A 25,924-nucleotide genomic window follows, 5' to 3' on the forward strand; every position below is an offset into this window, starting at 1 on the left:
GATCAAAGATTGATTATCTGCACTGTGCATATCGTCAGCTTGGAATAGTTCTCTATGTTGTAATACATCAGCCACGAACACAGGGAGCTGTCGTGTGGGCAAGCAGCTTGTTACGTTCAATGCCGGTTCTTCTACGGTGAAAATCGGTGTGTTCGCTTACGACGAGCAACAGATTCGAAAAGTTTCGCGGGGTGTGATCGACTTGAACGAAACTCCTCTGAATTTTCGGCTGCATGGTGAGACAGAAAATCTGGACATCGCACTGTCTGCCGTAGGCACTGACGATATTGCGACCATTCTCGAAGAATTGTTTGCGAAGTTAGCTGAGCATGTCGATCCGACACAGATTCAGGCCGTCGGGCATCGTGTGGTTTTCGGAGGGGACCAATTTGCGAAGCCGGTATTGATAGACGACGAACATATCGAAGCTATCAACCGTCTGTCCGTTTTTGCACCTCTCCATCAGCCGAAAAGCATCGCGTTGATAAAAGCTATCCGGAAACTCTTTCCGCATCTTATGCAAACAGCGTCCTTCGATACCGCCTTTCATCAGACCATCCCGGATACTGTCCGGCGTTTTGCACTTCCACGCGATCTTCATGAACGTGGGATAAAGCGGTATGGCTTTCATGGTCTCTCCTACAAATCGATCATCGGGAATTTCAGCCAGTGGGAATCGCAGCTTGCCAACGGCAAAGTCGTCGCAGCCCATCTGGGAAGTGGGGCGAGCTTATGTGCCATAGCTGACGGCAAAAGCGTCGACACCAGTATGAGTTTTTCGACGCTCGACGGGATACCGATGGCGACACGCTGCGGAGCCGTCGATCCTGGGGTGCTTATGCATTTGATACAACAGGAAGCCATGCAGGCCGATCTGTTGTCCGATATGCTTTATCATCGCTCAGGTCTTCTAGGAATTTCGGGACAAAGTGGCGATACACGTGATTTGCTCGCAAGTGACACGATGCAGGCTCGAGAGGCACTTGAAATTTTTGCTCTGCGTATCGCTGGCGAAATTTGCCGTCTTGCATCCACGCTTGGCGGCATCGACGCGCTTATCTTTACTGCCGGAATCGGGGAGTATCAGCCGGAAATCCGTGCAGCGGTTTGTCAGCGTCTCGCATGGCTCGGTATTGAAATCGATGCAGCTGCCAACAGCGACAATGCGTTTAGGATTACGAACAAGGCGAGCCGTACAGCCGCGTTTATGCTTCCCACTGACGAAGAGCAAGTCATCGCCTCGGAAACACTCGAGGTCATCCAGAACATCGCCGCAGCCGCTGTCAATGTGACGGCTTAACAATTAGTGCTGGAGACAGGACATGAACAACGTGACTGGCCATGACCCCTTGGCCCCAAAGCAACTCTCATTGATCGACCGCTACTGGCGAGCGGCGAATTATCTCTCCGTCGGCCAGATCTATCTGATGGAAAATCCCTTACTGCGCAAACCACTTGAACCGGAGCACATCAAGCCAAGATTACTTGGCCATTGGGGCACGACGCCTGGCCTCAATTTTATTTATGCTCATCTCAATCGCATCATTCAGGATCGAGATGCCAATGTAATTTACGTTTGCGGCCCCGGCCATGGCGGGCCGGGCATGGTTGCGAACACTTATCTCGAAGGCTCTTATTCCGAAATATATCCCGAGGTTAGCGAAGACGAAACGGGTATGCGCAAGCTGTTCCGGCAGTTTTCCTTTCCTGGTGGTATACCGAGCCATGTCGCGCCGGAAACACCTGGTTCGATCCATGAAGGCGGAGAACTTGGTTATGCTTTGGTACACGCCTATGGCGCTGCATTCGATAATCCGGACCTGGTTGTCGCCTGCGTGGTTGGTGATGGAGAAGCAGAAACAGGAACGCTTGCCACCTCATGGCATTCGAACAAATTTCTCAACCCCGTGCGTGACGGTGTTGTTCTGCCGATCCTGCACCTGAACGGCTATAAAATCGCAAACCCCACTGTCCTTGCCCGCCTTTCTGACAATGATCTGGCCGATCTATTCAAGGGCTATGGTTATGAACCGTTCTTCGTTGAGGGTAGCGAGCCGAAGGCTATGCATCAGAAAATGGCGGCGACGCTCGATACGATCTTCGCTAGGATCGAGCAAATTAAGAAAAACGCTGATCTGAAGTCTCCTGAACGGCCGCGATGGCCGATGGTCATCCTCAGAAGTCCAAAAGGCTGGACCGGTCCGAAAAAAGTTGATGGGCTCATCGTCGAGAACTATTGGCGTTCGCACCAGGTGCCTGTCGCTAACTGCCGTGAGAATGATGCGCATCGCAAGATTCTCGAAGAATGGATGAGGAGCTATGATCCGGAGGATTTGTTTGACACAAATGGCGCGTTAAAATCAGAACTGCGTGCACTTGCGCCGAAAGGCGAACTGCGCATGGGCGCTAATCCACATGCAAATGGCGGATTGCTGCGTAAAGAACTTCACACACCTGACTTCCGTCAATACGCCGTTGACGTCAATGAACCGGGCGCCATCGACGCGCAATCGACCAAGATACTTGGTGAATACTTGCGGGACGTGCTCAAGCTGAATGAGCCCGAGAAAAATTTTCGCGTGTTCGGCCCGGACGAGACCGCGTCGAACCGCCTCAGTGCGGTTTTCGATGCCAGTGACCGTGTGTGGATGGCTGAAACGCTCGACATAGACGATCATCTTTCTGCGGATGGTCGCGTGATGGAGGTGTTGAGCGAGAATTTATGCCAAGGCTGGTTGGAGGGATACCTGCTAACCGGCAGGCATGGTTTCTTCTCCTGCTACGAAGCTTTCATCCATATCGTTGATTCCATGTTTAATCAGCACGCAAAATGGCTGCAGGTTGCCCGGGAGCTGAAATGGCGAAAGCCTGTCTCTTCCCTCAACTATCTTCTGACGTCGCACGTGTGGCGTCAGGATCATAATGGCTTCTCCCATCAGGATCCTGGTTTTGTCGATCTAGTGGCCAATAAAAGCGCCGATATCATCCGTGCCTATTTTCCACCCGATGCCAATACGCTGCTGTGGGTCGGCGATCATTGCCTGAAAACCTGGAATCGCGTGAACGTAATTGTTGCGGGAAAGCAGCCGGAGCCTCAGTGGCTGTCAATGGATGAAGCCATCCGCCATTGCGAAGCCGGTCTCGGCATATGGAGCTGGGCCGGAACTGAGGATGGTCTGGAACCCGATATCGTGATGGCATGTGCGGGCGATGTTCCGACGATGGAAACGCTTGCGGCAGTCGATCTTCTGCGGCAGTCGTTGCCGCATCTGCGTATCCGGGTAGTCAATGTCGTGGATTTAATGGTTCTTCAGTCGCCACAACAGCATCCCCATGGCATTGCTGACGAGGAGTTTGATCGGATTTTCACGACCAACCGGCCGGTGATCTTCGCTTATCACGGCTATCCATATCTCATTCATCGGCTCGTTTATAAGCGTAGGAATCACCCGAATTTCCATGTGCGCGGCTTTATCGAACAAGGGACGACGACCACGCCCTTTGATATGACGGTCTTGAATGAGCTGGATCGGTTTCATCTAGCCATTGAGGCCATCAGGCGACTACCACTCGGTGGCGATGTCGCAGAACCTTTGATCGCCAGATTTGTAGACAAACTGACGCTTCACAAAAAATACGTGAGAGAACATGGTGAGGATATGCCTGAAATCCGTAACTGGAAATGGCCGTATAGGGTTGAGGCTTGAGTGAATGGGCTTTCGCCTATGCGAAGTGGAATTGCCGTTTGTTCACTAAAAGAAGGTGTCTGAAGTCTGTATGTGAGATATTGGCTGCGGCTTCCGGTGCCGTGGCCAAGCCTATATGGTTTTCTATCTGGTGAGGTTCTTTGATAGTATCGCGCAAGCTTACCGATGATTTTTCCATAATTAAATTTTAGGATGAGAGAAATTCACAGTGTAATTCTAAGGATCGGGCTGGCCATAGATTTTTTCTTTTTATTTCGTTCTTTGGCACAGCAGAAATAAACTCTTTCTTCCGCAGTTGGACGCAATAAATATTGAAAACTAAATTCGCCGTAAAAAGCGACCAAAAACATTTGGGATTTTCTCCAGAATGCGTTAGCGTTTCCACAGTCCCGTGGGAGGACGTGATGAAATACAGTGGGGGAGTAACCTGCAAGAACTTCCCGCTCGGCCATGGCGCCATGGCAAAATCTATTGGAGTGAGGAGGAAATATGCAAATCTTTAATCGGAAAACAACTGTTTCTCTGGCGACTGCGCTAGGGCTGGTTTGGGGCGCGGCGCAAGCGAAAGCCGAGGAATTTGTAAATATTCTGACTGGCGGAACCAGCGGTGTCTACTATCCGCTGGGCGTTGCGATGGAAAAAATCTATTCGGGCATTCCCGACGTGCGCCCTTCGGTGCAGGCAACAAAAGCATCCATTGAGAATATCAATCTCATCAACAGCGGTCGCGGCGAAGTTGCGTTCACGCTGGGCGATTCCCTGCGCGATGCCTATGAAGGAAATGAAGCAGCCGGTTTTAAAAAGAAGCTCACCAATCTGAGCACCCTTGCAGCGATCTATCCGAATTATGTTCAGATCGTCGCCTCCAAGGAATCCGGCATCAAGACATTGGCCGATCTCAAGGGAAAGCGGCTTTCCGTCGGAGCACCGAAATCCGGGACCGAACTGAATGCACGAACCATTCTAGAGGCAGCCGGACTTTCCTATGACGACCTGGGCAAGATCGAGTATCTGCCCTTTGCAGAATCGGTCGAACTCATGAAAAATCGCCAACTGGATGCAACCTTGCAATCCTCCGGGCTTGGCGTTGCCTCGCTGCGTGATCTTGCCAATTCGGTAGACATCAACGTTGTCGAGGTTCCGGCAGACGTCATCGAGAAGATCGGCGCGCCCTATCAGGTCAACACGATCCCGGCGGATACCTACAGCGGGCAGGATAAGGATGTCGTAACGGCCTCCGTAATCAACTATCTGATCGTTCGTCCCGATATGGATGAGGAACTAGTCTACCAGATGACCAAGGGGCTGTTCGAGAATCTTGACCAGTTGACTGCCGCCCATTCATCGGCAAAGGCAATCAAGCTCGACAAAAACACCATAGTGTCACCTGTCCCGGTTCATCCCGGCGCGTTGCGTTACTATAAGGAAAAAGGCATCGAATAGGCTGGCAGCAGTCCTGCCCAGTGGACGATATCCGAGTGACATTTCACAGGTATCGTCCTTTTCCGGCCGACGGCGCTCGATCCCTGTCAATCGGATCGCTCCCGTAACTGTTCATTTCAACTTGCATAATCTGATGAAGGTTCGTTCATGACGCAGAGCGAGAACAGCGCCGTTGAATCGGCTGAGCATATTCCCGCCTGGGGTGTCGGCGCAGGCGCAAAAATCCTGTTTGCCATCGCCGTGGCTTTTTCGGTTTTCCAGCTTTGGACTTCTGCCTATTCACCATTGCCAAGTCAGGTGGTCCGCTCCATCCATGTCGGATTTCTGCTTCTGCTTCTCTTCGGCCTCTATGCCAATGCGAGTACGGTCGCTGCCAAGCGAGCGGCGTTCTGGCTGGCTGCCATTGTCGCTTTCGCGCTCAGTCTTTACCATTGGATTTTCTACGAAGATCTGGTGATCCGGGCTGGCGAACCCAATACGCTCGATATCGTGATAGGCATTCTTGTGGTCGGTCTCGTCTTCTGGGCGGGCAAAAAGATGATGGGCTGGACCTTGCCGCTCATCTGCGCGATCTTTTTGGCTTACGGTCTGTTCGGGCAATATCTGCCGCATCCATTCAATCATCGCGGATATGATTTCGAGCAGGTGGTCGAGGTTCTCTTTCTGGGAACAGAGGGAATTTACGGCACGCCGATCTATGTCTCATCGAGTTATATTTTCCTTTTCATCCTGTTCGGGGCATTTCTCGAACGCGCTGGCATGATCCAACTCTTCAACGACATTGCCATGGGAACGGTCGGCGCGTCGCGGGGCGGGCCAGCAAAAGTTTCGGTAATCTCGTCCGCACTCATGGGGACGATCAACGGTTCCGGTGTCGCCAATGTGGTAACGACAGGCGCGTTCACCATTCCACTCATGAAGCGTTCCGGCTTTCGCCCGGCCTTTGCCGGTGGTGTCGAAGCAGTGGCCTCGATGGGCGGCCAGATCATGCCGCCGGTCATGGGCGCGGTTGCCTTTATCATGGCTGAAACGCTCGGCCTGCCCTATGTCGAGATCGTCAAGGCGGCAATCGTTCCCGCAATTCTCTACTTCATAACTGTCTTCGTGATGGTTGATCTTGAAGCGCGTCGTCTCAAGATGAAGGGCCTCAATAAAAGCGAAATGCCAAGCGCGCTTGAAGCAATCCGAAAGCGCTGGTTTCTGGTTCTGCCGCTGGTCGCATTGGTATGGCTGCTTTTCTCGGGCTATACGCCACTTTTTGCAGGCACGGTTGGCCTCAGCCTGACCGTGCTCATCATCCTCGGTGTGCCGGTTTCCGGCTCCATGTCGATGCCGCTGCGCGTGCTGTTCTGGGTCGCGCTCGGCGTCATGTCGGCTGCGGCTTTCGGCACCACCTTCAATATATTCGGCTATGTCCTGCGCGGCATCACACTGATCATCTGCCTCGTTGCGCTGTTGGTCGCGATAAATTTTCTGGTGCGCGGCGGACGTGCAACGCTGAACCTTTGCCTCGAAAGCCTCGCGGAAGGTGCCAAGAATGCGCTGCCTGTGGGCATCGCCTGTGCGCTGGTTGGCGTCATCATCGGCATTCTGGCGCTGACTGGTGCCGGATCAACTTTCGCACGCGTGATCGTCAGTGTAGGAGAAAACTCGCTCTTCTTCTCGCTGGTATTGACCATGCTGGCCTGTCTCGTGCTCGGTATGGGCATTCCGACCATTCCAAATTACATCATCACATCCTCGATAGCTGGACCGGCGCTCCTTCACCTCGAAGTGCCGCTGCTGGTGTCGCATATGTTCGTCTTTTATTTTGGCATCATGGCCGACCTCACTCCGCCTGTCGCGCTCGCAGCTTTTGCAGCGGCGCCGATTGCGCGAGAGTCCGGCATGAAGATCGGCATGCAGGCGATCCGGATCGCGGTTGCGGGTTTTGCAGTGCCCTTCATGGCAGTGTACGAGCCGGTTATCATGCTTCAGGAGGGCGGGCCTCTTTCCGAAAAATTCGGTTTCTGGCCCGCCTTCGTCTATATGTTCATCAAGGCGCTGCTCAGCATTCTGCTTTGGGGAGCGGCCGCCATCGGCCATCTTCGAACACCGTTGAAGATGTGGGAACGCATATGGGCTTTCGTTGCCATTGCTCTGATGCTCGCCACCTATCCCTTTAGCGATGAGCTCGGCTTTGCGGCCTGTGCGGCCTTTCTTGTCTGGCATTTCTGGAGATCGCGACCTTCCGTCGTCGCGTCATCAGGTTGATGGCAGTCTGCATTGCAACGGCTGGCGGCGCACTCAAAATCGCCGCCACAAGCTTTCTGCTCTCATGGACGCACAGCGTTGAGAAAGTGCCGTGGCAGGAGTCCTGGAATGTTACGTCGCAGGGACTGGTCTTGTCCGAGGCGCGCATCAAAGGCTCCGGCGCTGGCATGGACCCGCCTGCAGATGCTGTTCTCAAGAATGGCTGGTATGTTTATCACCCAGCCATTCCTCCACGCCGGGAAATCGTCCTCGCCGCCTCCGGCAAGACAGGCGGGGGCTGGACGTTCTGCTCAGGGCAAAAATGTATCGAGCTGGGCAAGGCCGCGGAAAAGCTAATCCATATCAAACCTTGTGAATAGGTTCGTCAGCGAGCGGTACTGCATGGCGTCAAAAATGGACGCAAGGATAAGATTCCGGATTCTACGCTAACGACTCATGTCTCCGGCGCCGCTATCTTCAATCATCTAGTAAAGCAAGCAAAGAAACATTGACCAGTGCGCTTCAATTCGAACGCGCGGACGGAATTGCTTTGCATTTTACCAGATAGCGCAAGTGAAGTAATAGCGTTGGAGGATCTCGTGAGTATAAACTTTAGATCATTGTGTATATCTGCGGATCGCATGGCAACACGGCGTATTCTCGTAGCAGGCGGTGCAGGATTTCTCGGTTCTCATCTTTGCGAGCGTCTTCTGAACGAAGGAAACTTTGTCATCTGTGTCGATAATTTTTCGACGGGACGGCTCGAGAACATCCGCAATCTGCTGCGTTATGACACGTTCAGCTTTGTGCGCCACGATATTGTCCATCCGATCGATCTGCCTGTAGACGAGATCTACAATCTGGCCTGCCCGGCATCGCCGCCGCACTATCAGGCCGATCCGGTTCACACGATGAAGACGAGCGTCATGGGCTCGCTCAATCTGCTTGAGCTGGCAGCGCATTATCAGGCCCGGATTTTCCAGGCTTCGACGTCGGAAGTGTATGGCGATCCGCAAACGCATCCGCAACCGGAAGCCTATTGGGGTAATGTAAACTCCTTCGGTCCCCGGTCATGCTACGACGAAGGCAAGCGCTCAGCCGAAACGCTGTTTTACGATTTTCACAAGCAGTATGGCGTCGATATCCGTATCGTGCGCATCTTCAATACCTATGGCCCGCGCATGCGGCCCGACGATGGCCGTGTCGTGTCGAACTTCATCGTACAGGCCCTCAAGGGCGAAGAAATCACCATCTATGGCGACGGCTCGCAGACCCGTTCCTTCTGCTATGTCGAAGATCTTATCGAAGGTTTCAGCCGGTTGATGAACAGCCAGATTCAGAAGCCCGTCAATCTCGGCAATCCGGGAGAATTCACTGTCCGCGAGCTGGCCGAACAGATCATTGCGCTGACCGGTTCGGCGTCGCGCATTGTCTATCGTCCGCTGCCCACCGACGATCCGCGCCAGCGGCGTCCGGACATCATGCTGGCAAAGCGCGAGCTTGGCTGGGAACCACAGATAGCACTTGTCGAAGGGCTGAAGCAGACGATCGCCTATTTCGAACGCCAGTTGGCCAGACCCTCTGGTGAGCTTTTCGAGGTGGCAAGATGACCCGGCAGAACATACTCGTTACCGGTGGCGCGGGCTTCATTGGCAGCCATACGGCCAAGCTTCTGCATAGGAGCGGATTTTCCCCGGTCGTCTATGACAACCTGTCGACCGGTCACAGGTCTTCCGTGCGCTGGGGTGATTTTGTCGAAGGCGATACGCTTTCGCAGGAGCAGCTCATTGCTGCAATCAGGACCTTTGATCCGGCAGCCATCATCCACTTTGCGGCCTCGGCCTATGTGGGTGAATCCGTCACGGATCCGGCAAAATATTATCGCAACAATGTCGGCGGCATCCAATCCGTTCTGGAAGCCAGTCGCCTGACAGGCGGGCGCCCGGTCATCTTCTCATCGAGCTGTGCCACCTACGGTATTCCTGATGTGCTGCCGATCCGCGAAGGCGAAACGCAAAATCCGATCAATCCCTATGGCCGCACAAAGCTGATCGCGGAACATATGCTGGCCGATTATTCGGCCGCCTATGGCATGCCCTATGCGGCGTTGCGCTACTTCAATGCCTGCGGTGCCGATCTGGATGGCGAACTGGGCGAAAAGCACGATCCCGAAACCCATCTGATACCGCGCGCCATGCTGGCTGCGGCGGGGAGGGCGGACTGTCTCGAAGTGTTCGGCGACGATTATGATACGCCGGATGGCACCTGCATCCGCGATTATATCCATGTGGTCGATCTGGCGCGGGCACATGTGCTTGCAGTCGAGCATCTTCTGAATGGCGGCGACAATCTCATCCTTAATCTGGGAACCGGGCGCGGAACATCCATCAAGGAAATCGTGGATGCGATAGACCGGCTGACCGGACGCACGGTGCCTGTCGAAATGCGTGCGCGCCGGGCAGGCGATCCGCCGGTGCTTTATGCCGATCCGGCAGAAGCTGCAGCAAAGCTTGGCTTTCGCACGCTCCATTCCGATCTCGATACGATCATCCGCACTGCCGCGCCCTTCTTTGGTCTGGAGATACGAACATGACACGGCGCGAGCTTCATCCAGCCGTTGATGGCGATACAGGCGAAACGGAACCATTGCTGGCCCCCATCTTCACTGGCCGCGAGCGGGCGGAATATGTGGTGGGCATTGTCCTGTGGGCCCTCGCCATCGCCTATTTCTGGCAATGGTGGTTCATCAGCGCAAAGCACAATCATCTACTCGGCTCCATTCTGGTGACGGCACTCTTGGCGTGGATCACGATCCTGCCGCTTTACTTCATCACGGTTTTCTTCCATGCAGCGCGCCCGACCGGCCCGCTTCGCATTCCTGCCGGAAGCCGCGTCGCCATGGTCGTCACCAAGGCTCCGTCAGAGCCCTTCGAGGTGGTGGCTGAAACGTTGCGCGCCATGCTGGCGCAGGATGTGCCGCACGATACCTGGCTTGCCGATGAGGACCCTTCGCCCTCGACGCTTGCCTGGTGTCGTGAGCATGGCGTGTTCGTTTCCACGCGCAAGGGCCGCGCCGACTATCATCGGCAGATCTGGCCGCGCCGTACCCGGTGCAAGGAAGGCAATCTTGCTTTCTTCTACGATCACTATGGCTATGAGCGCTATGATTTCGTCTCGCAGCTCGACGCCGACCATGTGCCTGAACCGGGCTATCTCTTCAATATCCTGCGGCCTTTTGCCGATCCGGCTGTCGGTTATGTTTCCGCACCGAGCATTTGTGATCGCAATGCGCATGAAAGCTGGTCGGCGCGCGGACGTCTCTATGTGGAAGCCAGCATGCATGGCTCGCTGCAGGCCGGTTACAATGGCGGCTTTGCCCCGCTCTGCATCGGTTCGCACTATGCCGTGCGGACGGCAGCGCTGAAGGAAATCGGCGGACTTGGGCCGGAACTGGCCGAGGATCATTCCACGACCCTGTTCATGAACGCGTATGGCTGGCGTGGTGTTCATGCGCTGGACGCCATCGCCCATGGTGACGGCCCGCGCACCTTCGCCGATCTCGTGACGCAGGAGTTCCAGTGGTCGCGCAGCCTTGTGATGATTCTGCTGCAATATACGCCGAAGCTGATCGGGCGGCTGCCGCTGCGCCTGAAGCTCCAGTTCCTGTTCTCGCAGCTCTGGTATCCTCTCTATGCATTCTTTCTGGCGCTGGCATTCGTTCTGCCGATAGTCATTCTGGCTTATGGCGATAATTTCGTCAGCGTTACCTATCCCGCCTTCCTTATGCACTTCTTGCCACTATCGCTCGTGACTTTGGCGCTGGCATTCTGGTGGCGGTCGAGCAAGACATTCCGTCCGGTCGACGGCAGGATTTTCAGTTGGGAAGCGATGCTGTTCCTGCTGGCACGGTGGCCCTGGGCTCTGGCTGGCACCTTCGCAGCCTTCCGCGACTGGCTGACCGGTTCCTTTGTCGATTTTCGTGTCACGCCCAAAGGCTCATCCGAGGTGGATCCGGTGCCGCTGCGGGTGATTGCTCCCTATGCGCTGATCTCCGGTCTCTCCATCCTGCCGGTGCTCGTCGTCAGGGATGCCCATGAAACGCGGGGCTTCTTCATTTTCGCCATCGTCAATGCGTGTTCCTACCTGTTCCTGTTGGCGATGATCGTGATTCAGCACACCCGCGAAAATCAGGTGCGGATGACGAGCCGCCTCTATCGACCGGTGTTGGCATGCAGCTTTACCGCGCTGGTGGCACTGACCGGCTTCACGACTGTTGAACGTGGACGCGACGGTATCGAGGCGCTGAGCTGGGGCACGAAAAGCTTCACGATATTTGACGATCGCTTCTCGGTCGCCGGTGCCGGTGTGGGCGGACGCGATCTCCACCGGACAATTTTCAATCCACGCTGGCGTACGGATACTGCCAGCACAGAGAACTAGGCGAAAGAGGCGCGACGATTATGAAGATCGCTGTTATCGGTACGGGATATGTCGGATTGGTCAGTGGCACGTGTTTCGCAGCATGGGGACACGAGGTCGTCTGTGTCGACAAGGACGCCCAGAAGATCGCCCGGCTGGAGCGCGGCATTGTGCCGATCTACGAGCCGGGGCTGGATGAGCTGGTGGAACGCAACTTCGCCTTTGGCCGACTCAGCTTCACGACCAATCTGGCGGAAGCGGTCAAGGGCGCGGAGCTTGTCTTCATCGCAGTCGGTACACCAGCGCGTGCGGGACACGGCGATGCGGACCTGTCCTTTGTCTATATGGCGGCTCGCGAGCTTGCACCATTGATCGACGACTATAGCGTCGTTGTGGTCAAGTCCACCGTTCCGGTCGGCACAGGCGATGTGGTGCAAAAGATCATCGGCTCGGTTCGCCGACCCGGCACATTCTCCGTTGCGTCCAATCCGGAGTTCTTGCGCGAGGGTGTGGCTATCCGCGATTTTCTTGAGCCTGATCGCGTCGTCATCGGCGTGGAGGACGAGCGCGCACGTTCCGTGCTTGTCGCCCTTTATGCTCCGCCGCTCGAAGCTGGAAAGACGCCAATCGTGATTACGCAGCGCCGGACATCGGAGCTGATAAAGTATGCGGCCAACGCTTTTCTCGCCACCAAGATCACCTTCATCAATGAACTGGCGGATCTGTGCGAGGAAGTCGGCAGCGATGTCACCGAGCTGGCGCTCGGCATGGGGCTGGACAAGCGTATTGGCACCAGCTTTCTCAATGCGGGGCCTGGCTATGGCGGCTCCTGCTTCCCAAAGGATACGATTGCGCTGTTGCGCACTGCCCAGGATCACGGGGTCGCCCTGCGGCTGGTCGAGGAAACGGTTACCGTCAATGAGGCGCGCAAGCGTCGCATGGCGCTGAAGGTGCTGGATGCGCTCGGCGGTAGTGTCGAAGGCCGGACGATTGCCGTTCTCGGTCTGACGTTCAAGCCCGATACGGACGATATGCGTGACGCACCGTCCATTCCGCTTATCGAAACCTTGCAGCGTTTCGGCGCCAGAATTCGGGCCTTTGATCCGGCTGGAATGGAGAATGCGCGCTGTCTTCTCAGCGATGTCGAGTTTTGCGACGATCCCTATGAATGTCTGAACACAGCCGATGCGGCGGTGGTCGTGACTGAATGGGACAGCATTCGCAAGCTTGATCTCGTTCGGATGAAACAGGTCATGCAGGACACGGTGCTCGTCGATCTGCGTAATGTCTTTTCACCGACAATTGCCGAGAATCTGGGCTTCCGGATTTCGACGATCGGTCGTCCCGTTCAACAGCGGCAGGAAACAAGACCAACAAACGTTCTGCCGCACGCGCGCATCCGTCAATCGCAAGAACCCTTGGCGGGTGCGCGCAACCTGAAGGTCGTGGGAGGTTCAAATGAAACATTCGATGTTTGAAGGCCAACGGTCCCGGTATGGCTGGCGCACGGACAGGAGCAGAGGCGTTCTCACGCTCTTTGTCCTGCTGGCCGGGCTCGGCACGCCAGCCGGTGCAGCAACGGCTACGGCGGATGGCTTGCCCGAGGACGCCCGTGTGATGACACCTGCAGAGCTTTACGTGCTCTATCGTGACAAGAACTGGCAATGGGCCGATGGCGCTGGCCGGATGGAAAGCCAGAACCGCCGATTCACCGCCCGCGTCGATGGCGACAAGGGCAAGGCTTGGGCTGAAGGCCGCTGGCGGATCACCTGGTCGGGCCAGATGTGCTTCGATGCGAAATGGCATCTGGATCAAGGCGTCTTCCCGAACAAGACCTGTTTCTCCCACCGCATTGCCGATGGGACGATCTATCAGAAACGCGAACCGGACGGTGTCTGGTATGTCTTCCGCCACGCTGGCGGAAACAAGGATGACGAAGCGCGCAAGCTCGTCTCCATCGAAACAATAACGCCAAAAACGGAAGCGCTGAATCTGGCGCTGCCCGTCGCGCAATCGCCAACGCAATAAAGGAGGCGGCGATGAAAACCTCATATAAAATAGCAACGGCCATTCTTTGCGGTGGGATGCTTTCAACCGCTGTTTACGCGGCAAGCGGTGTCTCGGGCGCCAATGTCGATACCCGTAACATGTTCCATGACAAGCGCCCGGTCATAACCCCGCAATCCATCACGTTCGGGGCTTATGATCCGCACGGGGATTTCACCAACGATCCCAATTCCCGTATCGAGCATCTGTTCCTGCCCTGGGAAGATGTGGACCTGACCAGCCTGTCGACCGCCGATGCCTATGCGCAGGAACGGGGCCGCGAATTGCTGATCACCATCGAACCCTGGTCATGGGCTCGCGACTGGCGCGTTGCGCCGGATGATCTTCTGAGCGGAATCGTGCGTGGCCGCTACGATTCAAACATGGCGGCCGTCTGCTCTGCCGCTTCCAAGCTGAAGAGCCCGGTCACCATTCGCTGGGCGCAGGAAATGGAGGACAAGGCTGGCCAGTTCACCTGGTCCTACTGGCCGGCACAGGGTTATATCCGCGCCTATCAGCATGTCGTCAGCGTCTGCCGCAAGTCACTGCCGCACGCCAAATATATGTGGTCGCCGAAGGGCGAAGAGGGGCTTGAGGCCTATTATCCGGGCGATGGTTATGTCGATGTGATCGGTCTGTCGGTGTTCGGCTACGAAACCTACGATATGCTGGAACTCGGACGCGCATCCACCTTCGTCGAACGGGCTAAGCCCGGATATGACCGGGTCGCAGGCTTCAAGAAGCCGATTGTCATCGCCGAACTCGGCTATGAGGGAAGCGATACCTATGTCCGCGCCTGGGCACAGGAGACCAACAAGCCGCAGCCCGAATTCCCGAAACTTACAGCGGCCGTCTACTTCAATGACCGCGAAGTCTATCCGTGGCCACGTGGTGTCGGGCGGCCTGACTGGCGGGTTGCGAACCATCCGCTTGATTAATCCGGAGATGCGAGTCCGTTCCATTTTAATCATGCTCTAACGTCTGAACAGGAATACGACAATGTTTTCGATCCGTTTGAGAACCGTCACTGCGGCGCTGTCCGTGCTTCTTCTGGCAGGCGCCGCCGATGCGGCGCCGAAGCCGAAGACCGAAGATCCGGTTGCCATCAAGGCTGCTGCGGCGTCACCGCTCTCAGCCAAGGCGCTTGAGGCGCTTTACTCCGGCAGAACATGGAAATGGAAGGATGGAGGTGGCTATTTCTCAGCCGACAGACATCGTTTCATCGCCTGGTCGCAGAAGGGCAGGGCCTGGTCCTACGCACAGGGGCGCTGGTATGCCACCGACAGCGGCAAGCTCTGTCTTCAGGCCTATTGGGTCAGCAAGACGGGGAGCAGCAGCGATACGACCTGCTTCCTCCACCGCGAGCAGGACGGCGTCATCTATCAGAAGCGCTCGCTGGGCGGTAGCTGGTATGTCTTTCGCAACAATCCCCCACGCCCGACCGATGAGGCAGCCAAGCTCCTGCGCGGTGACCGTATCAGCAAGGGGCTGGCAATCATGAAAGCCAAGGCGAGATGATCGCCGGGCACGCATGCCGGCTCGCTGATCAGTATCGAGTTCTGGCGAGCCGGTATGCCTTGGAGCGCCTCCCGGAAGCCGTTCCACGCCGGCCGGATCGCGCTCTAGTCACGGATGAAGCAGCGAGATTTCTGCCCGAAGCCGCTTGGCGTGCACACATAGGACGTGCCGGTCGCATATTGCGATGCGGAAACCTTGATGACTTTCGCGGATGCGGGCTTGTTGAAGCGAGCTTGACTGCCAACCTCGAACTTGGCGAGATAAACGGAAACTGTTGCGCTTTTCTGCTTGCGTGTGTCCTTGGCTTCTGCACCTGCCGTCAGGCAAAATGAAGCGGACAGTCCAACGATGATAGCGGCAGCCCATTTCAAGCCTTCGCGACGTACGGCATATGCAAATACATTGTTCATGCGATTGCCTCCGGTTGTTATTACCGTGCTTTCTATCGGATGCGTTTTAATATTCTGGCCGGATTTTCATGAAAATTTTCATCAAATGGGATGCAATCAACTCATTTCAGAGACCGTTTTGCGCGCTCCGACACTTCCGGTCAAATCTGGGAAGAGGCCGGGAAAGCGGGGTTGTCGGCGCGTAAGTGGAAACGTCGGCTACCGGTCTGAACGGTTACGTGGCTGATAGTGTTCCAGCTTATTTTGATTTTATACGTGCAAATGCTACTATCGACGCAGGGCTTGGTTCGCCATTACCGCGCCTCGAGCCTCCGGGTTGGTTTAGGGAGTTGCCGTGACATCCCCGAGCGACAAGGCCTCGCGTGATCTGAAGCCCGATTTTGTGGAGCGCCGCCAGTCAGTGCGCGTTCCACTCGCGCCCCTTGGAGAAGATGCCCGAAGCACCAATATTCTGACCCCGCTGGTCTTTACGACCGAAGAGCTGGAACCCTGCGCACAGTTTCCCACATGGCAACAGCACGTGGCTCCCCTCTATGATGTGCGGATGCCGGATGGTGTGAACGCCGAAGACGGTTTTGCCGTTACCCAGAAAGTCTGGGATCTGCGCGGCATGCTGCTGATAGAACAGACTGTTCCTCCATTCAGCTATGAACGTACAGCGGAAAAGGTTCGTTTCAGCCCGATTGATCACTGGCAGATCAGTTTTCTGCGAAGCGGTCGCCCATGGACGGCGGTGGATGATCGTGTGGCGGAAAACGAGCCCGGCATGATCAATATCCGTTCGTTTGGCTATCCGTTTCGCGGTCGTGCGCTGGCAACGGACGTGGTGCTGCTGATCATTCCGGTCGATCATTTCGCCGGTCTGGGCGGTATGCCGGAAGCGTGCAACAATGCGACGCTCGGAGGCTATCGCGCCAAGCTGCTGATCGATTTCGTATCGACGATCCAGGCGGGACTTGACCATATCAGAAGCGAAGACCTGCCGGAGCTGCGCGACGCCCTGCGCCAGATCGTATTTGACACGATCGCCCCTTTGGTAAAGGAAAACGATGCGAGCGAACACAATGCGTCTCTCGGGGCCTCTCTGGGGTTGATGACCAAGGCCAGACGCTTCATCCAGAAAAATCTCACCTCCCGTGAACTCACGCCCGATGCACTGAGCAAGGAGCTCGCCATCTCACGCACACATCTCTATCAGCTGTTCGAAGGCTCGGGCGGGGTGCTCAACTATATTCGCCAGAAGCGTTTGCTTGCAGCACATGAGATGCTTGCGGATGCATCCGAAAACCGCAGGGTGTCCGACATAGCGCAGCTGTTTGGCTTCGATACGGCAGCCAATTTCACGCGGGCATTCACGCAGCATTTTGGCTACAGTCCGAGCAATGTCCGCAAGTCGCTGTCGCGAAACGACGGCATCAGCGACAGCCAGTCTGACGCGAACCGCTCCCTCACTTTCTCAACCCTGTTACGCACGCTGGCGACATTCGATACGTGATCCTCTGGAGAGTGATCATTCCAACCGGAAAGGAGAATGAGTGGGACCGTTTGGGTGACAGTTTAATCGGGCGTTCTTAACCGAACGGGCGTTCAGCGGAGGCGATAACAAGGCCGCCCACGCCGATCCCACGCTGTCTCAAATTGCTTCCGCACGATCTGCTCAGCGCTATAGCTGACGGTTGCTAACGCTGTCACATAACCCAAACCACCCGCGCAAATGTGCGGCTTTCCCTTCGGCATAGAATATCGCTTTGCCAAACTCTGGAGCCAGAATAGTTAGCGCGCGCAGCGCCGCTTGTTGAGCCGGACCTTGATCCTGTCGGGAGAGGTACTTTTCGCCTTGTGGTCCGATGAGACGATGTGCGCACGCACGGTGCAGTCGCCGGCCAGAACCTCGAAATTATTGGAGCGGATATACATCACCGTATTGATCGGCTGGTCGGGCATTTTCTGCGCGACGGCATTGACGACAGCGGTGACTTCCTTCGCCCGTTGCTTCGAACTGCCATTGCTGGCAGCCAGCGCCGGGCTGAACGTGGATGAGAATGCGAATATGCCCGCAAGCAGAAAAGCAGCGTTAGCTTTCTTCATTGGCATGGCCTCCGATTGAGCTGGAATTGAATGGACCAACATAGGCCCCAATTGCGTCAATACCAGTGCCGGAAGGCTGGATTTAACCTCTTTTACCAGGTTTTTGTCTCGTTTATGCCGTTTGCGATGCGCTTGGCAGTGGTTACGACCAGAAGCAGGCAAAGGAACGGCTGCAGCCAGAAAATCCAGTCCGGGAGGCCGCCGTCAATAGCGATCCAGGCGCCGAGTACGCCGAAGACGACGGCGCGGTCGCTCTTGCCCATCGGACCGTCATAGCGGCGGCTCGCACCCACGGACGCACCGGTAACGCCTGTAAACTCCGTCAGGGTGGCCAGCAGTATAATCGCAAAAATCCAGGGCGCTGACAAAGGTGCGATGATCGCAAACGGTGCGTACAGCGCGGCATCGGAGACGACATCGCCAATCTCGTTGAGATAGGCACCGAGCGTCGATTTCTGCCCATGTTCACGCGCCAGCATTCCGTCGACGGCGTTCAGCGCCATGCGCAGGAACAGCCAGATCGGGACGAGTGCAAACCATGCCGCCTTTCCACTCCACGCCAGAAAAGCGCCAAGTATGACCGAGACGAGCGCGGCAGCGACTGTAACCTGATTGGCCGTTACACCGCCTTCGGCAAGTCGCACGACAAGAGGCCGCAGTAAATTCTGGAAACGCGACTTGAGTTGATAAACCGACATCAAGAATCTCTTGGGAAACGAAGAATAAGTATTGAACAGCTATTTGCGGTTCGCTCCAGCTCGTTTATTCAAACATTTGGTTTCACTCAATAGAAATTGGGGGCAATTGTCCCATGAGGAAACATCTGGAGAGGGGATGGCATGAACGAGCACGCTACAAACCGGCATCGCGCGGCGCAGGAAAGCCAGTTCGTCACCCATGACGGCACGTCGCTATTCTACCGTTTCTGGCCATCACTCTCCGACAAGCCGAAAGGCGTGATTGTCCTCCTGCATCGCGGTCATGAACACAGCGGACGCGTCGCGCACCTCGTTGATGAGCTGGGGCTGGACGACTACGCCTTCTACGCATGGGATGCGCGCGGCCACGGCCAGTCGCCGGGCGTGCGTGGCTTCTCGCCCTCATTCGGTGCGTCGATCCGTGACCTGGATAGTTTCGTAACCCATATCCGACAGGAAACCGGCACCGCCATCGAAGATGTGGCGATTATCGCGCAGAGTGTTGGCGCGGTGCTGGCCGCTGCCTGGGTGCATGATTATGCGCCGAATATTCGGGCGCTGGTGCTGGCTTCACCTGCCTTCGACATCAAGCTCTATGTGCCCTTCGCCAAGGAGGGCATCGGCCTGTGGCAGAAGCTGAAGGGCACGTTCTACGTCAATTCCTACGTCAAACCACAGTTTTTAACTCATGATCCGGAACGCATCGAATCCTATCGCACCGATCCGCTGATCACACGGCCCATCGCATCGCATATCTTGCTTCAGCTTTATGAGGCGGCAAAGCGCGTGGTGGACGATGCGCGGGCGATCACCGTTCCGACGCAACTGCTCATTTCCGGTAGCGATTTTGTCGTGCGTACCGCACCGCAACATCGCTTCTTCGAGAATCTCGGCAGCCGCATCAAGGAGCGGCATGTGCTGAAAGGCTTCTACCACGACACGCTGGGCGAGCGGGATCGCAAGCCGGCCATCGAACGCATCCATGATTTCATCGAGGCTCGTTTTGCAGAAAAGCCGCAGCGCGCTGATCTGACCGAAGCGCATATTGCTGGCCACACGCGCGACGAGGCTGACCGGCTGTCCAGCCCGCTGCCGCTTCTGACCGCGCAGGGGCTTTACTGGGCGTCGACACGCGCTTCGATAGCCTTCGGCGCATTGTTTTCGGAAGGGTTGAAAGTCGGCAAGCGCACGGGCTTCGATTCCGGTTCCACGCTCGATTACGTTTATGAGAATGAAGCGCGGGGCCTCGGGCCGGGCGGCAAGCTTATCGACAAGCAGTTTCTGGAAGCCATCGGCTGGCAAGGCATCCGGCAGCGCAAGGTGCATCTGGAGGAACTGATCGGTGCGGCGATCAAACGGCTCAAAAGCGAGGGCCGCTCGACCAATATTCTCGACATTGCCTGCGGCCATGGCCGTTATGTCATCGATGCGGTGGTGCGTGCTGACGAAATGCCGGACAGCATTCACCTGCGGGATTATTCGCCGATCAATGTGCTGGCAGGCAACAAGCTCATCAGGGATCGCGGGCTGGAATCCATCGCTCATATGGAAGAGGGCGACGCTTTCAATGCGGAAACCCTCGCGGCGGTCACGCCTAAGCCGGACCTCGCCATCGTGTCCGGTCTTTATGAACTCTTCCCCGATAATGCGCTGATCAATCGTTCGCTGTCGGGGCTTGCCCGCGTGCAGAGACCCGGCTCATTGCTGATTTACACCAACCAGCCATGGCATCCGCAGCTTGAAATGATCGCGCGGGCACTGACCTCGCATCGCGGTGGCGAGGCATGGGTGATGCGCCGCCGCACGCAGGGCGAAATGGACCAGCTTGTCGAGAAGGCAGGCTATCGCAAGCTCGAACAGCGCGTCGATCAGTGGGGCATTTTTTCCGTATCGATTGCAGAACGCGTTGGAGACGGCGAAGCGTGACCACGCAATTAACGGAAGTGGATGGATCTTCACGGTGGTCAGTGATCCGCCGCGCGGTCCTTTGGCTTCTGTTTCTTGGCCCCTTTTTCTATCTGACCTACGGTACGGCGAACTGGTTCGCATCGCAGCAAAGTCACGTACCGAACCTTGCTTTCGAGTGGGAACACCATGTTCCCTTCATCGCGTGGAGCATCATTCCCTATTGGTCGGTCAATCTGTTCTATGCGATTGCGCTGTTCGTCAATGACAGCCCGGAACAGGTCGACCGGCTGGCAAAGCGCTATCTCACCGCGCAGATCGTCGCTGTGCTCTGCTTTGTCGCTTTTCCGTTGACCGCAACTTTCGTAAAACCGGCAACAGCCGGGCTTCCGGGTTTCATGTTCGATGTGCTTGGCGGCTTCGACAAACCCTTCAATCAGGCGCCATCGCTGCATATTGCGCTCTTGATTATCATCTGGGACCAGATGCGCCGCATAATGGGCGACGCCATGCGCGTGGTCTGGCATGTCTGGTGTCTGCTGATCGGTCTGTCGGTGCTCACCACCTATCAGCACCACGCGGTCGATATTCCGGCAGGCGCGTTGCTTGGCCTGTTTGCCCTATGGCTTTTTCCGCGCAGCGGTCCTTCGCCGCTCGCGGGCTTTCGTTTCAACTTTGATACGAGAGCCAAACGAATCGGTTTTTGTTATCTGGCGGGTGCAGTCCCGTTTCTGGCTCTGGCAATCCACGGCTTGTCCATCACTGGTTATGCGATTTTCTGGCTCTGGCCCGCGACGGCACTTGCCGTCGTCGCTCTTGGCTATCTCGGTGCCGGTGCCGGCATTTTCCAGAAACAGACAGATGGATCGGTCAGCCTCGCAAGCCGCTGGCTGCTTTGGCCCTACCGGCTTTTTGCCCGACTGAACGTGCGGTTCTGGACACGCAAGCTGCCGCCGCATGTCGAACTTGCCGACGGAGTGTTTCTTGGACGGTATCCAAAACCAGCGGAGCTTTCCCCCTTTGCTGCCGTCGTTGATCTTGCCGCTGAAATGGTGCCGCCACGCCATTTGCCAAGTCATTCAATTGAATGGAAAAGCTTTGGCGCGCTTGATCTGGTCGCGCCGTCATCCGAAACAGTGCGACTGGCATCCGATGCCGTTGAAGCTGCGCGCCATCATGGTCCGGTGCTCATCTGTTGTGCGCTTGGTTTTCAGCGCAGCGCCGCGGTTGCAGTCGCGTGGCTCGTCTCTACTGGCCGCGTCGCCAGTGTGCGTGAGGCCGAAACGCTGATCCGCTCCAAGGGCTGGCCTGTCCATCTGCATCGTGCCGAGGGGGTGGCATGAATTCTCCGGCAACGTCCATCGCGATTGTGTTGCGCCGCAATGCCGTTCTCGGCATCGCGGTCGCCGTCGTGCTGCTTGCGGCCGGGCCCTTCATGCGCCCGGTGCATGATCTGGCTTTCTGGCTGATCTGGCCGCTGCTGTTGGCGAGCGCATTGATCGTGCTGGGTATTGCAGCGCATCTTCTGTTCGATGCTGCGCTTTTCAAGCTGATCGCCGGTTCCGGTGAAACGGGATTGGGTGAGGTAGATAGCATTCTTGAGCGCATGGGTTTGCGCTCCAATGACGGCACGGTCCGTCCACTTGCGAAAAGGATGGAAGGCTCGCGACGGATCATGGGGCGTCTGTGTTTCTTCATGGGGCTTGGTATTGTGCTTTTCATTCTGCTGGCCACAGTGCCATTGGGGCAGCCATTAGGATGGGGGCTGTGACATGCGGGAACTGGTTCGCCATCAGGTGCAATCGATTTTCGGTTCGTTTCTGGCAATCCTGTCGCGCGGGATAACCGGCGTGCGACCAATCTGGAGCGGCACTGGTCCGTCGCGCAATCAGCGTATCTATTTTGCCAACCATACAAGCCACGGCGATTTTATCCTGCTTTCCTCCTGTCTCGATCAGGAAGAACGCGCGCGCACCCGTGCTGTCGCTGGTGCCGATTATTGGCGGGGCAACCGCGTGCGCCAGTTCATGGCGGAAGTTCTGTTGCGCACCGTGCTTGTCGAGCGCAACTGGGTGGAACGCACGCAAGACCCGATGGAAGTGATGCTGAAAGCGCTGGCCGATGGCCATTCGCTCATCATCTTTCCCGAAGGCACACGCAACATGACCGATGAAGCGCTGCTGCGCTTTCGTTCCGGCATCTATAATCTGGCGCTGTCGCGTCCTGATGTCGAGCTGGTGCCCTGCTGGATCGAAAACATGTCGCGTGTGTTGCCCAAGGGCGCAATGCTGCCGGTGCCGCTGCTGTGTCGCGTGATTTTTGGTGCGCCGGTGCAGCTTCGCGACGGCGAGGACCGCAAGGAATTTCTCGCCCGCGCTCGCCAGAGCCTTCTCGATATTCAGCCTCAGAATGGTAATCACTCATGAGTGAAACAACCCGATTATTCCTTGGCCTCATGGGCGTTCTGATAACGGCAAGCGCCGTTGCCGGTGTTCTTTCTTGGCGCGCCCCGAAGCCGCTGTCATCCACGCTGGTCAATCTCAATGCCCGCATCAAGGCATGGTGGATCATGGTTGGCGCCATGTGCATCGCCTTCCTGTTCGGCAAGGGCGGCGTGATCGTGCTGTTTGCGCTGATCTCGTTTGCTGCGTTGCGTGAATATGCAACGCTGACGCAAACACGCCGCGCCGACCATCACGTGCTGCTCGGCATGTTCCTGCTGGTTATCCCGGTGCAATATTATCTGATCTGGATCGACTGGTACGGGCTCTATTCCATCTTCATCCCGGTTTATTGCTTCCTCGCCATGCCGGTTCTGACAGCACTTTCCGGTGACACGTCCCGCTTTCTGGAGCGCATCAGCGAACAGCAGTGGGGCATCATGCTCTCGGTCTATTGCATCAGCCATGTGCCCGCGCTGATGACGCTGGATATTCCCGGTTTCGATGGCAAGAAGCTGCTGCTGATCGCGTTTCTGGTGGCCACGGTGCAGGGCAGCGATGTGCTGCAATATATTTTCGGAAAGCTGTTCGGAAAATATCGGATCGCGCCCAGTATATCGCCATCCAAGACATGGGAAGGGTTTGTGGGCGGAGTGGCTGCAGCCTCACTTCTGGGGGCAGGTCTTGCATGGCTGACGCCGTTTTCGCCGGTTCAGGCGGGTGCACTTGCTGCAACTTCCTGCATCATGGGCTTTTTCGGCGGGCTGGTCGCTTCCGCCATCAAGCGTGATCGCGGCGTGAAGGACTGGGGACACATGATTGAAGGACATGGCGGGATGCTTGACCGTGCCGACAGCCTCGTTTTTTCGGCGCCTGTCTTCTTTCACATCGTGCGTTACTTCTGGACGTGAGACGATGTCCTGTCAGGGGAGTTTCAAAGTGATGAACTGCGAAACCTGACTGTGGTTGAAGTTGTTGTCGGAAGCGAGGATCAGCGTTTTCTTGCCGTCAACCATCGGCCCGAAGGTGACGGCCTCGATATTGTCGATGTCGAGGCCGAAATCGCCTTCGTTGAGCTGGAGGAGAAGTTTCTTGCCGAGCGGTGCCACCGACTGATTGGCCAGTGAGGGCACATTCTTCACATTGCTGGTGCAGTCGAAGGATGCGCGGTAAAGCGAAATGCGATTGCCCACGCCCATGGCGAAGGAGCGCTCGACAGTGAGGAGATCGTTTCCGTCGGCAATGAATTCCGACAGGCCGTTATCGTTCCAGAAGGGCGGCAGCGTCGCCTTGGTGAAGATCGGGTCGGTGTCATAGGCAAATTCTGCCGTCACATTGCTCGAGGCAAGGTCAAAGGCGATGATGCGTGAACGGCTGCCGTGGTCGAGCGTCGCCTTGTCTCCATCCTGTATCAGGGCGTTTTCCGTTCCCGCCAGAAGCGTCTTTCCGTCCGGTGTGATGGTCAGGCTTTCAAAAGACAGATTGTTGCGGATGCCGCGTGTCTTGCTCTCGTCGGGGATGTAGGCTTCCGGCAAAGCAAATTCGCGAATGAAGCTGCCGTTGGTCTTTGCTTCGCCGATAAAAGGCCTGCCATTCCTATCGCCTTCGCTCGACCAGTAGAGCGTGCCTGTCTCCCCGTTGAAACGGATGCTTTCAGGGTCCACATCCTTCAGTCCAAATGGTTTGCCGGCCTTGTCCAGAAGCGTGACAGTTTCCAGAATATCAAGGCTTTGCACGCCGGAACCGTCGATGGCGAGCTTGAGCTTGTAGAAGCGCGCAGGTGCGTTTTCCGAGCGGTCGTCGGAAATGGCGTAATAGACATCCTCTCGCGGATCGTAATCGAGGCCGGAAATTCCACCGAATTCAATGCCGCCAATTTTTAAGCCGGTCGGCAGCGTGATAGCGCCGATAAGTTCCGGCTTCTGCATTTCCTGTGCTGAGGCGCTGGTGGCGAGGGCAAGAAACAGTGCAACAAAAGGTGCTTTCATGACGGATCTCCGTTCGATCAGGAAAGTCACCGGATAGCTGTTCTGTTTGACAGGACGATGAAAGCCGGTCTCATACCCTGTCGGCGGTGCGTGTCGGTTCTTCCCTGTCGATCAGATGGGAAGGGGCAGCAAATTGCAGCAGCCTGTTCTTGTTCGTGATCTTGATCGCGGAGGCCTGCACGCTGACGCCATGCGAGCCAAGCGTCGCAAAATTGCGCGACAGGTTTTCCGGCGTCATGCCGAGATAAGCGGCAAGCGTCCGTTTTTCATAAGGGATCATCACGACCTCCGCGCCGTTGTTCAACAGCGATTCCTTGACGATCCAGTTGGCGAGGCGCTGCACACTGCTTCGAAGCTTCTGTGCCTTCAGTTCCTTGACCAGACGGCGATAGGAGCGTGCGGTTTCAAAAACGACGGCGCGCATGAAGCCTAGATCCTCGCTCATCAAATCCCGGACAAGGCTGGAGGGCACCATCAACACGCGGGTGGGCGTCAGTGTCTGCGCAGTCTGCAGGCACACGTCGTCATTGAGAACCGCGGCGAGAATGAAAATATCGTCGTTGCGCAATATCTCCAGCGCGGTTTCGCCGTCATCCGATTTCGCCGACATCAGCACGAGGCCATCGAGGATCGCGAACAGAAAGTCCGCAGGCTCGTCCTCCTTGATCAAGGTCGTGCGCGGTGGAAATGACTGCACGAAGCTCGGACGCATGATCCGCTCGAATGTGGCATCTGCCATATCCATGAAAAGCGGCAGATTTCTCAGCGCGTCGATATCTTCCTTCCGCATTAAACCTCCCTCTTAGGATCAAGTTTTTGTTGGCCTATTATGCTTGATTAATATCAATTAGGCAATGCGTATTAATCAATACTTCAGACAAACTAAATCTATTTTTGGCGTTAACTCACGAATATCCTAAATTCAACTTGAATAGTCCGGCGATATTGATCTTAATCAATGTATTCATCTGAAAGTCGACGCATAAGTGCAAACGAAACCTTCCATGGTATTCAATTCGGAGTACGCCT

At 56.2% G+C, this 25,924-nt stretch carries 23 protein-coding genes; 18 read left to right on the plus strand and 5 right to left on the minus strand.

The features are described from left to right. Nucleotides 1-94: 94 nt before the first annotated feature. The 12 genes from MKS82_RS25305 (at nucleotide 95) to MKS82_RS25360 (ending at nucleotide 15,365) form a co-directional block, all read left to right on the plus strand. Nucleotides 95-1,300: an acetate/propionate family kinase gene (locus MKS82_RS25305; RefSeq protein ID WP_109986681.1), complete on the plus strand. Its 1,206-nt coding sequence runs from the start codon at nucleotides 95-97 to the stop codon at nucleotides 1,298-1,300. A 22-nt stretch (nucleotides 1,301-1,322) separates the two neighbouring features. Next, a complete protein-coding gene (locus MKS82_RS25310) occupies nucleotides 1,323-3,707 on the plus strand; it encodes a phosphoketolase family protein (RefSeq protein WP_109986682.1) in 2,385 nt (794 codons plus the stop codon). A gap of 489 nt (nucleotides 3,708-4,196) precedes the next feature. Further along, the gene (locus tag MKS82_RS25315; protein ID WP_109986683.1) at nucleotides 4,197-5,150 is read left to right on the plus strand and encodes a TAXI family TRAP transporter solute-binding subunit; all 954 of its coding nucleotides are present in this window, start codon (nucleotides 4,197-4,199) and stop codon (nucleotides 5,148-5,150) included. Between the two features lie 147 nt (nucleotides 5,151-5,297). Next, nucleotides 5,298-7,403, plus strand: a complete 2,106-nt coding sequence (locus MKS82_RS25320; RefSeq protein ID WP_109986684.1) for a TRAP transporter permease — start codon at nucleotides 5,298-5,300, stop codon at nucleotides 7,401-7,403. Further along, on the plus strand, nucleotides 7,403-7,762 hold the full coding sequence (locus tag MKS82_RS25325) for a DUF1850 domain-containing protein (protein ID WP_109986685.1): 360 nt from the start codon (nucleotides 7,403-7,405) through the stop codon (nucleotides 7,760-7,762). The genes MKS82_RS25320 and MKS82_RS25325 overlap by 1 nt, the downstream gene beginning before the upstream one ends. A 261-nt stretch (nucleotides 7,763-8,023) precedes the next feature. Then, on the plus strand, nucleotides 8,024-8,992 hold the full coding sequence (locus MKS82_RS25330) for a UDP-glucuronic acid decarboxylase family protein (protein ID WP_109986686.1): 969 nt from the start codon (nucleotides 8,024-8,026) through the stop codon (nucleotides 8,990-8,992). Continuing rightward, nucleotides 8,989-9,975, plus strand: coding sequence for a UDP-glucose 4-epimerase GalE (gene galE, locus MKS82_RS25335; RefSeq protein WP_109986687.1), 987 nt, complete (start codon nucleotides 8,989-8,991; stop codon nucleotides 9,973-9,975). The genes MKS82_RS25330 and galE overlap by 4 nt, the downstream gene beginning before the upstream one ends. Further along, nucleotides 9,972-11,822, plus strand: coding sequence for a glycosyltransferase family 2 protein (locus MKS82_RS25340; RefSeq protein WP_109986688.1), 1,851 nt, complete (start codon nucleotides 9,972-9,974; stop codon nucleotides 11,820-11,822). Before galE ends, MKS82_RS25340 begins: the two co-directional genes overlap by 4 nt. A 20-nt stretch (nucleotides 11,823-11,842) precedes the next feature. Continuing rightward, nucleotides 11,843-13,279, plus strand: a complete 1,437-nt coding sequence (locus MKS82_RS25345) for a UDP-glucose dehydrogenase family protein (RefSeq protein ID WP_109986689.1) — start codon at nucleotides 11,843-11,845, stop codon at nucleotides 13,277-13,279. Then, on the plus strand, nucleotides 13,272-13,829 hold the full coding sequence (locus MKS82_RS25350) for a DUF995 domain-containing protein (RefSeq protein WP_419190778.1): 558 nt from the start codon (nucleotides 13,272-13,274) through the stop codon (nucleotides 13,827-13,829). The genes MKS82_RS25345 and MKS82_RS25350 overlap by 8 nt, the downstream gene beginning before the upstream one ends. A gap of 11 nt (nucleotides 13,830-13,840) precedes the next feature. Further along, complete coding sequence (locus MKS82_RS25355; RefSeq protein WP_109986691.1) at nucleotides 13,841-14,785, plus strand: glycoside hydrolase family 26 protein; 945 nt, start codon at nucleotides 13,841-13,843, stop codon at nucleotides 14,783-14,785. A gap of 61 nt (nucleotides 14,786-14,846) precedes the next feature. Next, on the plus strand, nucleotides 14,847-15,365 hold the full coding sequence (locus MKS82_RS25360; protein WP_109986692.1) for a DUF995 domain-containing protein: 519 nt from the start codon (nucleotides 14,847-14,849) through the stop codon (nucleotides 15,363-15,365). 104 nt (nucleotides 15,366-15,469) lie between these two features. On the opposite strand, the gene MKS82_RS25365 is transcribed toward MKS82_RS25360, so the two are convergent. Next, nucleotides 15,470-15,775: a hypothetical protein gene (locus MKS82_RS25365; RefSeq protein WP_109986693.1), complete on the minus strand. Its 306-nt coding sequence runs from the start codon at nucleotides 15,773-15,775 to the stop codon at nucleotides 15,470-15,472. Between the two features lie 334 nt (nucleotides 15,776-16,109). On the opposite strand from MKS82_RS25365, the gene MKS82_RS25370 reads away from it, so the two are divergent. After that, nucleotides 16,110-17,270, plus strand: coding sequence for a helix-turn-helix domain-containing protein (locus tag MKS82_RS25370; protein WP_240579461.1), 1,161 nt, complete (start codon nucleotides 16,110-16,112; stop codon nucleotides 17,268-17,270). Nucleotides 17,271-17,548: 278 nt separating this feature from the next. Here MKS82_RS25370 and MKS82_RS25375 read toward each other — a convergent pair whose 3' ends face one another. After that, the gene (locus MKS82_RS25375; protein ID WP_109986695.1) at nucleotides 17,549-17,863 is read right to left on the minus strand and encodes a hypothetical protein; all 315 of its coding nucleotides are present in this window, start codon (nucleotides 17,861-17,863) and stop codon (nucleotides 17,549-17,551) included. Between the two features lie 92 nt (nucleotides 17,864-17,955). Further along, entirely contained in the window at nucleotides 17,956-18,561 is a 606-nt protein-coding gene (locus tag MKS82_RS25380; RefSeq protein WP_109986696.1) for a CDP-alcohol phosphatidyltransferase family protein, read from the minus strand. A 141-nt stretch (nucleotides 18,562-18,702) separates the two neighbouring features. Between MKS82_RS25380 and MKS82_RS25385 the strand changes: the two genes are divergently transcribed. Genes MKS82_RS25385 through MKS82_RS25405 form a run of 5 tightly spaced genes read left to right on the plus strand, consistent with a single transcriptional unit; the run spans nucleotide 18,703 to nucleotide 23,818 of the window. Continuing rightward, on the plus strand, nucleotides 18,703-20,487 hold the full coding sequence (locus tag MKS82_RS25385; RefSeq protein ID WP_109986697.1) for a bifunctional alpha/beta hydrolase/class I SAM-dependent methyltransferase: 1,785 nt from the start codon (nucleotides 18,703-18,705) through the stop codon (nucleotides 20,485-20,487). After that, on the plus strand, nucleotides 20,484-21,809 hold the full coding sequence (locus MKS82_RS25390) for a phosphatase PAP2/dual specificity phosphatase family protein (protein ID WP_109986698.1): 1,326 nt from the start codon (nucleotides 20,484-20,486) through the stop codon (nucleotides 21,807-21,809). The genes MKS82_RS25385 and MKS82_RS25390 overlap by 4 nt, the downstream gene beginning before the upstream one ends. Further along, nucleotides 21,806-22,237 carry a hypothetical protein gene (locus tag MKS82_RS25395; protein WP_109986699.1) on the plus strand — a complete coding sequence of 144 codons (432 nt, stop codon included), beginning with the start codon at nucleotides 21,806-21,808 and terminating at the stop codon, nucleotides 22,235-22,237. The genes MKS82_RS25390 and MKS82_RS25395 overlap by 4 nt, the downstream gene beginning before the upstream one ends. A gap of 1 nt (nucleotide 22,238) precedes the next feature. Continuing rightward, on the plus strand, nucleotides 22,239-22,892 hold the full coding sequence (locus MKS82_RS25400; protein WP_109986700.1) for a lysophospholipid acyltransferase family protein: 654 nt from the start codon (nucleotides 22,239-22,241) through the stop codon (nucleotides 22,890-22,892). Next, nucleotides 22,889-23,818, plus strand: a complete 930-nt coding sequence (locus tag MKS82_RS25405) for a phosphatidate cytidylyltransferase (RefSeq protein WP_109986701.1) — start codon at nucleotides 22,889-22,891, stop codon at nucleotides 23,816-23,818. Before MKS82_RS25400 ends, MKS82_RS25405 begins: the two co-directional genes overlap by 4 nt. A gap of 12 nt (nucleotides 23,819-23,830) precedes the next feature. Here MKS82_RS25405 and MKS82_RS25410 read toward each other — a convergent pair whose 3' ends face one another. After that, a complete protein-coding gene (locus tag MKS82_RS25410) occupies nucleotides 23,831-24,895 on the minus strand; it encodes an esterase-like activity of phytase family protein (protein WP_109986702.1) in 1,065 nt (354 codons plus the stop codon). A 70-nt stretch (nucleotides 24,896-24,965) separates the two neighbouring features. Further along, nucleotides 24,966-25,685 (minus strand): cyclic nucleotide-binding domain-containing protein, encoded by a 720-nt coding sequence (locus MKS82_RS25415; RefSeq protein WP_109986703.1) that lies wholly within the window; start codon nucleotides 25,683-25,685, stop codon nucleotides 24,966-24,968. Between the last annotated feature and the right edge of the window lie 239 nt (nucleotides 25,686-25,924).

Origin of the sequence: Ochrobactrum sp. A-1 (assembly GCF_022488005.1) — a bacterium.
GTDB lineage: Bacteria > Pseudomonadota > Alphaproteobacteria > Rhizobiales > Rhizobiaceae > Brucella.

Bases quoted from the DNA above. Each gene is read 5' to 3' on its own strand.
- MKS82_RS25360 (WP_109986692.1), top strand. From the start codon at position 14,847: ATGTTTTCGATCCGTTTGAGAACCGTCACTGCGGCGCTGTCCGTGCTT.
- MKS82_RS25365 (WP_109986693.1), bottom strand. From the start codon at position 15,775: ATGAACAATGTATTTGCATATGCCGTACGTCGCGAAGGCTTGAAATGG.
- MKS82_RS25345 (WP_109986689.1), top strand. From the start codon at position 11,843: ATGAAGATCGCTGTTATCGGTACGGGATATGTCGGATTGGTCAGTGGC.
- MKS82_RS25385 (WP_109986697.1), top strand. From the start codon at position 18,703: ATGAACGAGCACGCTACAAACCGGCATCGCGCGGCGCAGGAAAGCCAG.
- MKS82_RS25410 (WP_109986702.1), bottom strand. From the start codon at position 24,895: ATGAAAGCACCTTTTGTTGCACTGTTTCTTGCCCTCGCCACCAGCGCC.
- MKS82_RS25325 (WP_109986685.1), top strand. From the start codon at position 7,403: ATGGCAGTCTGCATTGCAACGGCTGGCGGCGCACTCAAAATCGCCGCC.
- MKS82_RS25340 (WP_109986688.1), top strand. From the start codon at position 9,972: ATGACACGGCGCGAGCTTCATCCAGCCGTTGATGGCGATACAGGCGAA.
- MKS82_RS25315 (WP_109986683.1), top strand. From the start codon at position 4,197: ATGCAAATCTTTAATCGGAAAACAACTGTTTCTCTGGCGACTGCGCTA.
- MKS82_RS25395 (WP_109986699.1), top strand. From the start codon at position 21,806: ATGAATTCTCCGGCAACGTCCATCGCGATTGTGTTGCGCCGCAATGCC.
- MKS82_RS25375 (WP_109986695.1), bottom strand. From the start codon at position 17,863: ATGAAGAAAGCTAACGCTGCTTTTCTGCTTGCGGGCATATTCGCATTC.
- MKS82_RS25400 (WP_109986700.1), top strand. From the start codon at position 22,239: ATGCGGGAACTGGTTCGCCATCAGGTGCAATCGATTTTCGGTTCGTTT.
- MKS82_RS25330 (WP_109986686.1), top strand. From the start codon at position 8,024: ATGGCAACACGGCGTATTCTCGTAGCAGGCGGTGCAGGATTTCTCGGT.
- galE (WP_109986687.1), top strand. From the start codon at position 8,989: ATGACCCGGCAGAACATACTCGTTACCGGTGGCGCGGGCTTCATTGGC.
- MKS82_RS25320 (WP_109986684.1), top strand. From the start codon at position 5,298: ATGACGCAGAGCGAGAACAGCGCCGTTGAATCGGCTGAGCATATTCCC.
- MKS82_RS25405 (WP_109986701.1), top strand. From the start codon at position 22,889: ATGAGTGAAACAACCCGATTATTCCTTGGCCTCATGGGCGTTCTGATA.
- MKS82_RS25350 (WP_419190778.1), top strand. From the start codon at position 13,272: ATGTTTGAAGGCCAACGGTCCCGGTATGGCTGGCGCACGGACAGGAGC.
- MKS82_RS25380 (WP_109986696.1), bottom strand. From the start codon at position 18,561: ATGTCGGTTTATCAACTCAAGTCGCGTTTCCAGAATTTACTGCGGCCT.
- MKS82_RS25355 (WP_109986691.1), top strand. From the start codon at position 13,841: ATGAAAACCTCATATAAAATAGCAACGGCCATTCTTTGCGGTGGGATG.
- MKS82_RS25415 (WP_109986703.1), bottom strand. From the start codon at position 25,685: ATGCGGAAGGAAGATATCGACGCGCTGAGAAATCTGCCGCTTTTCATG.
- MKS82_RS25310 (WP_109986682.1), top strand. From the start codon at position 1,323: ATGAACAACGTGACTGGCCATGACCCCTTGGCCCCAAAGCAACTCTCA.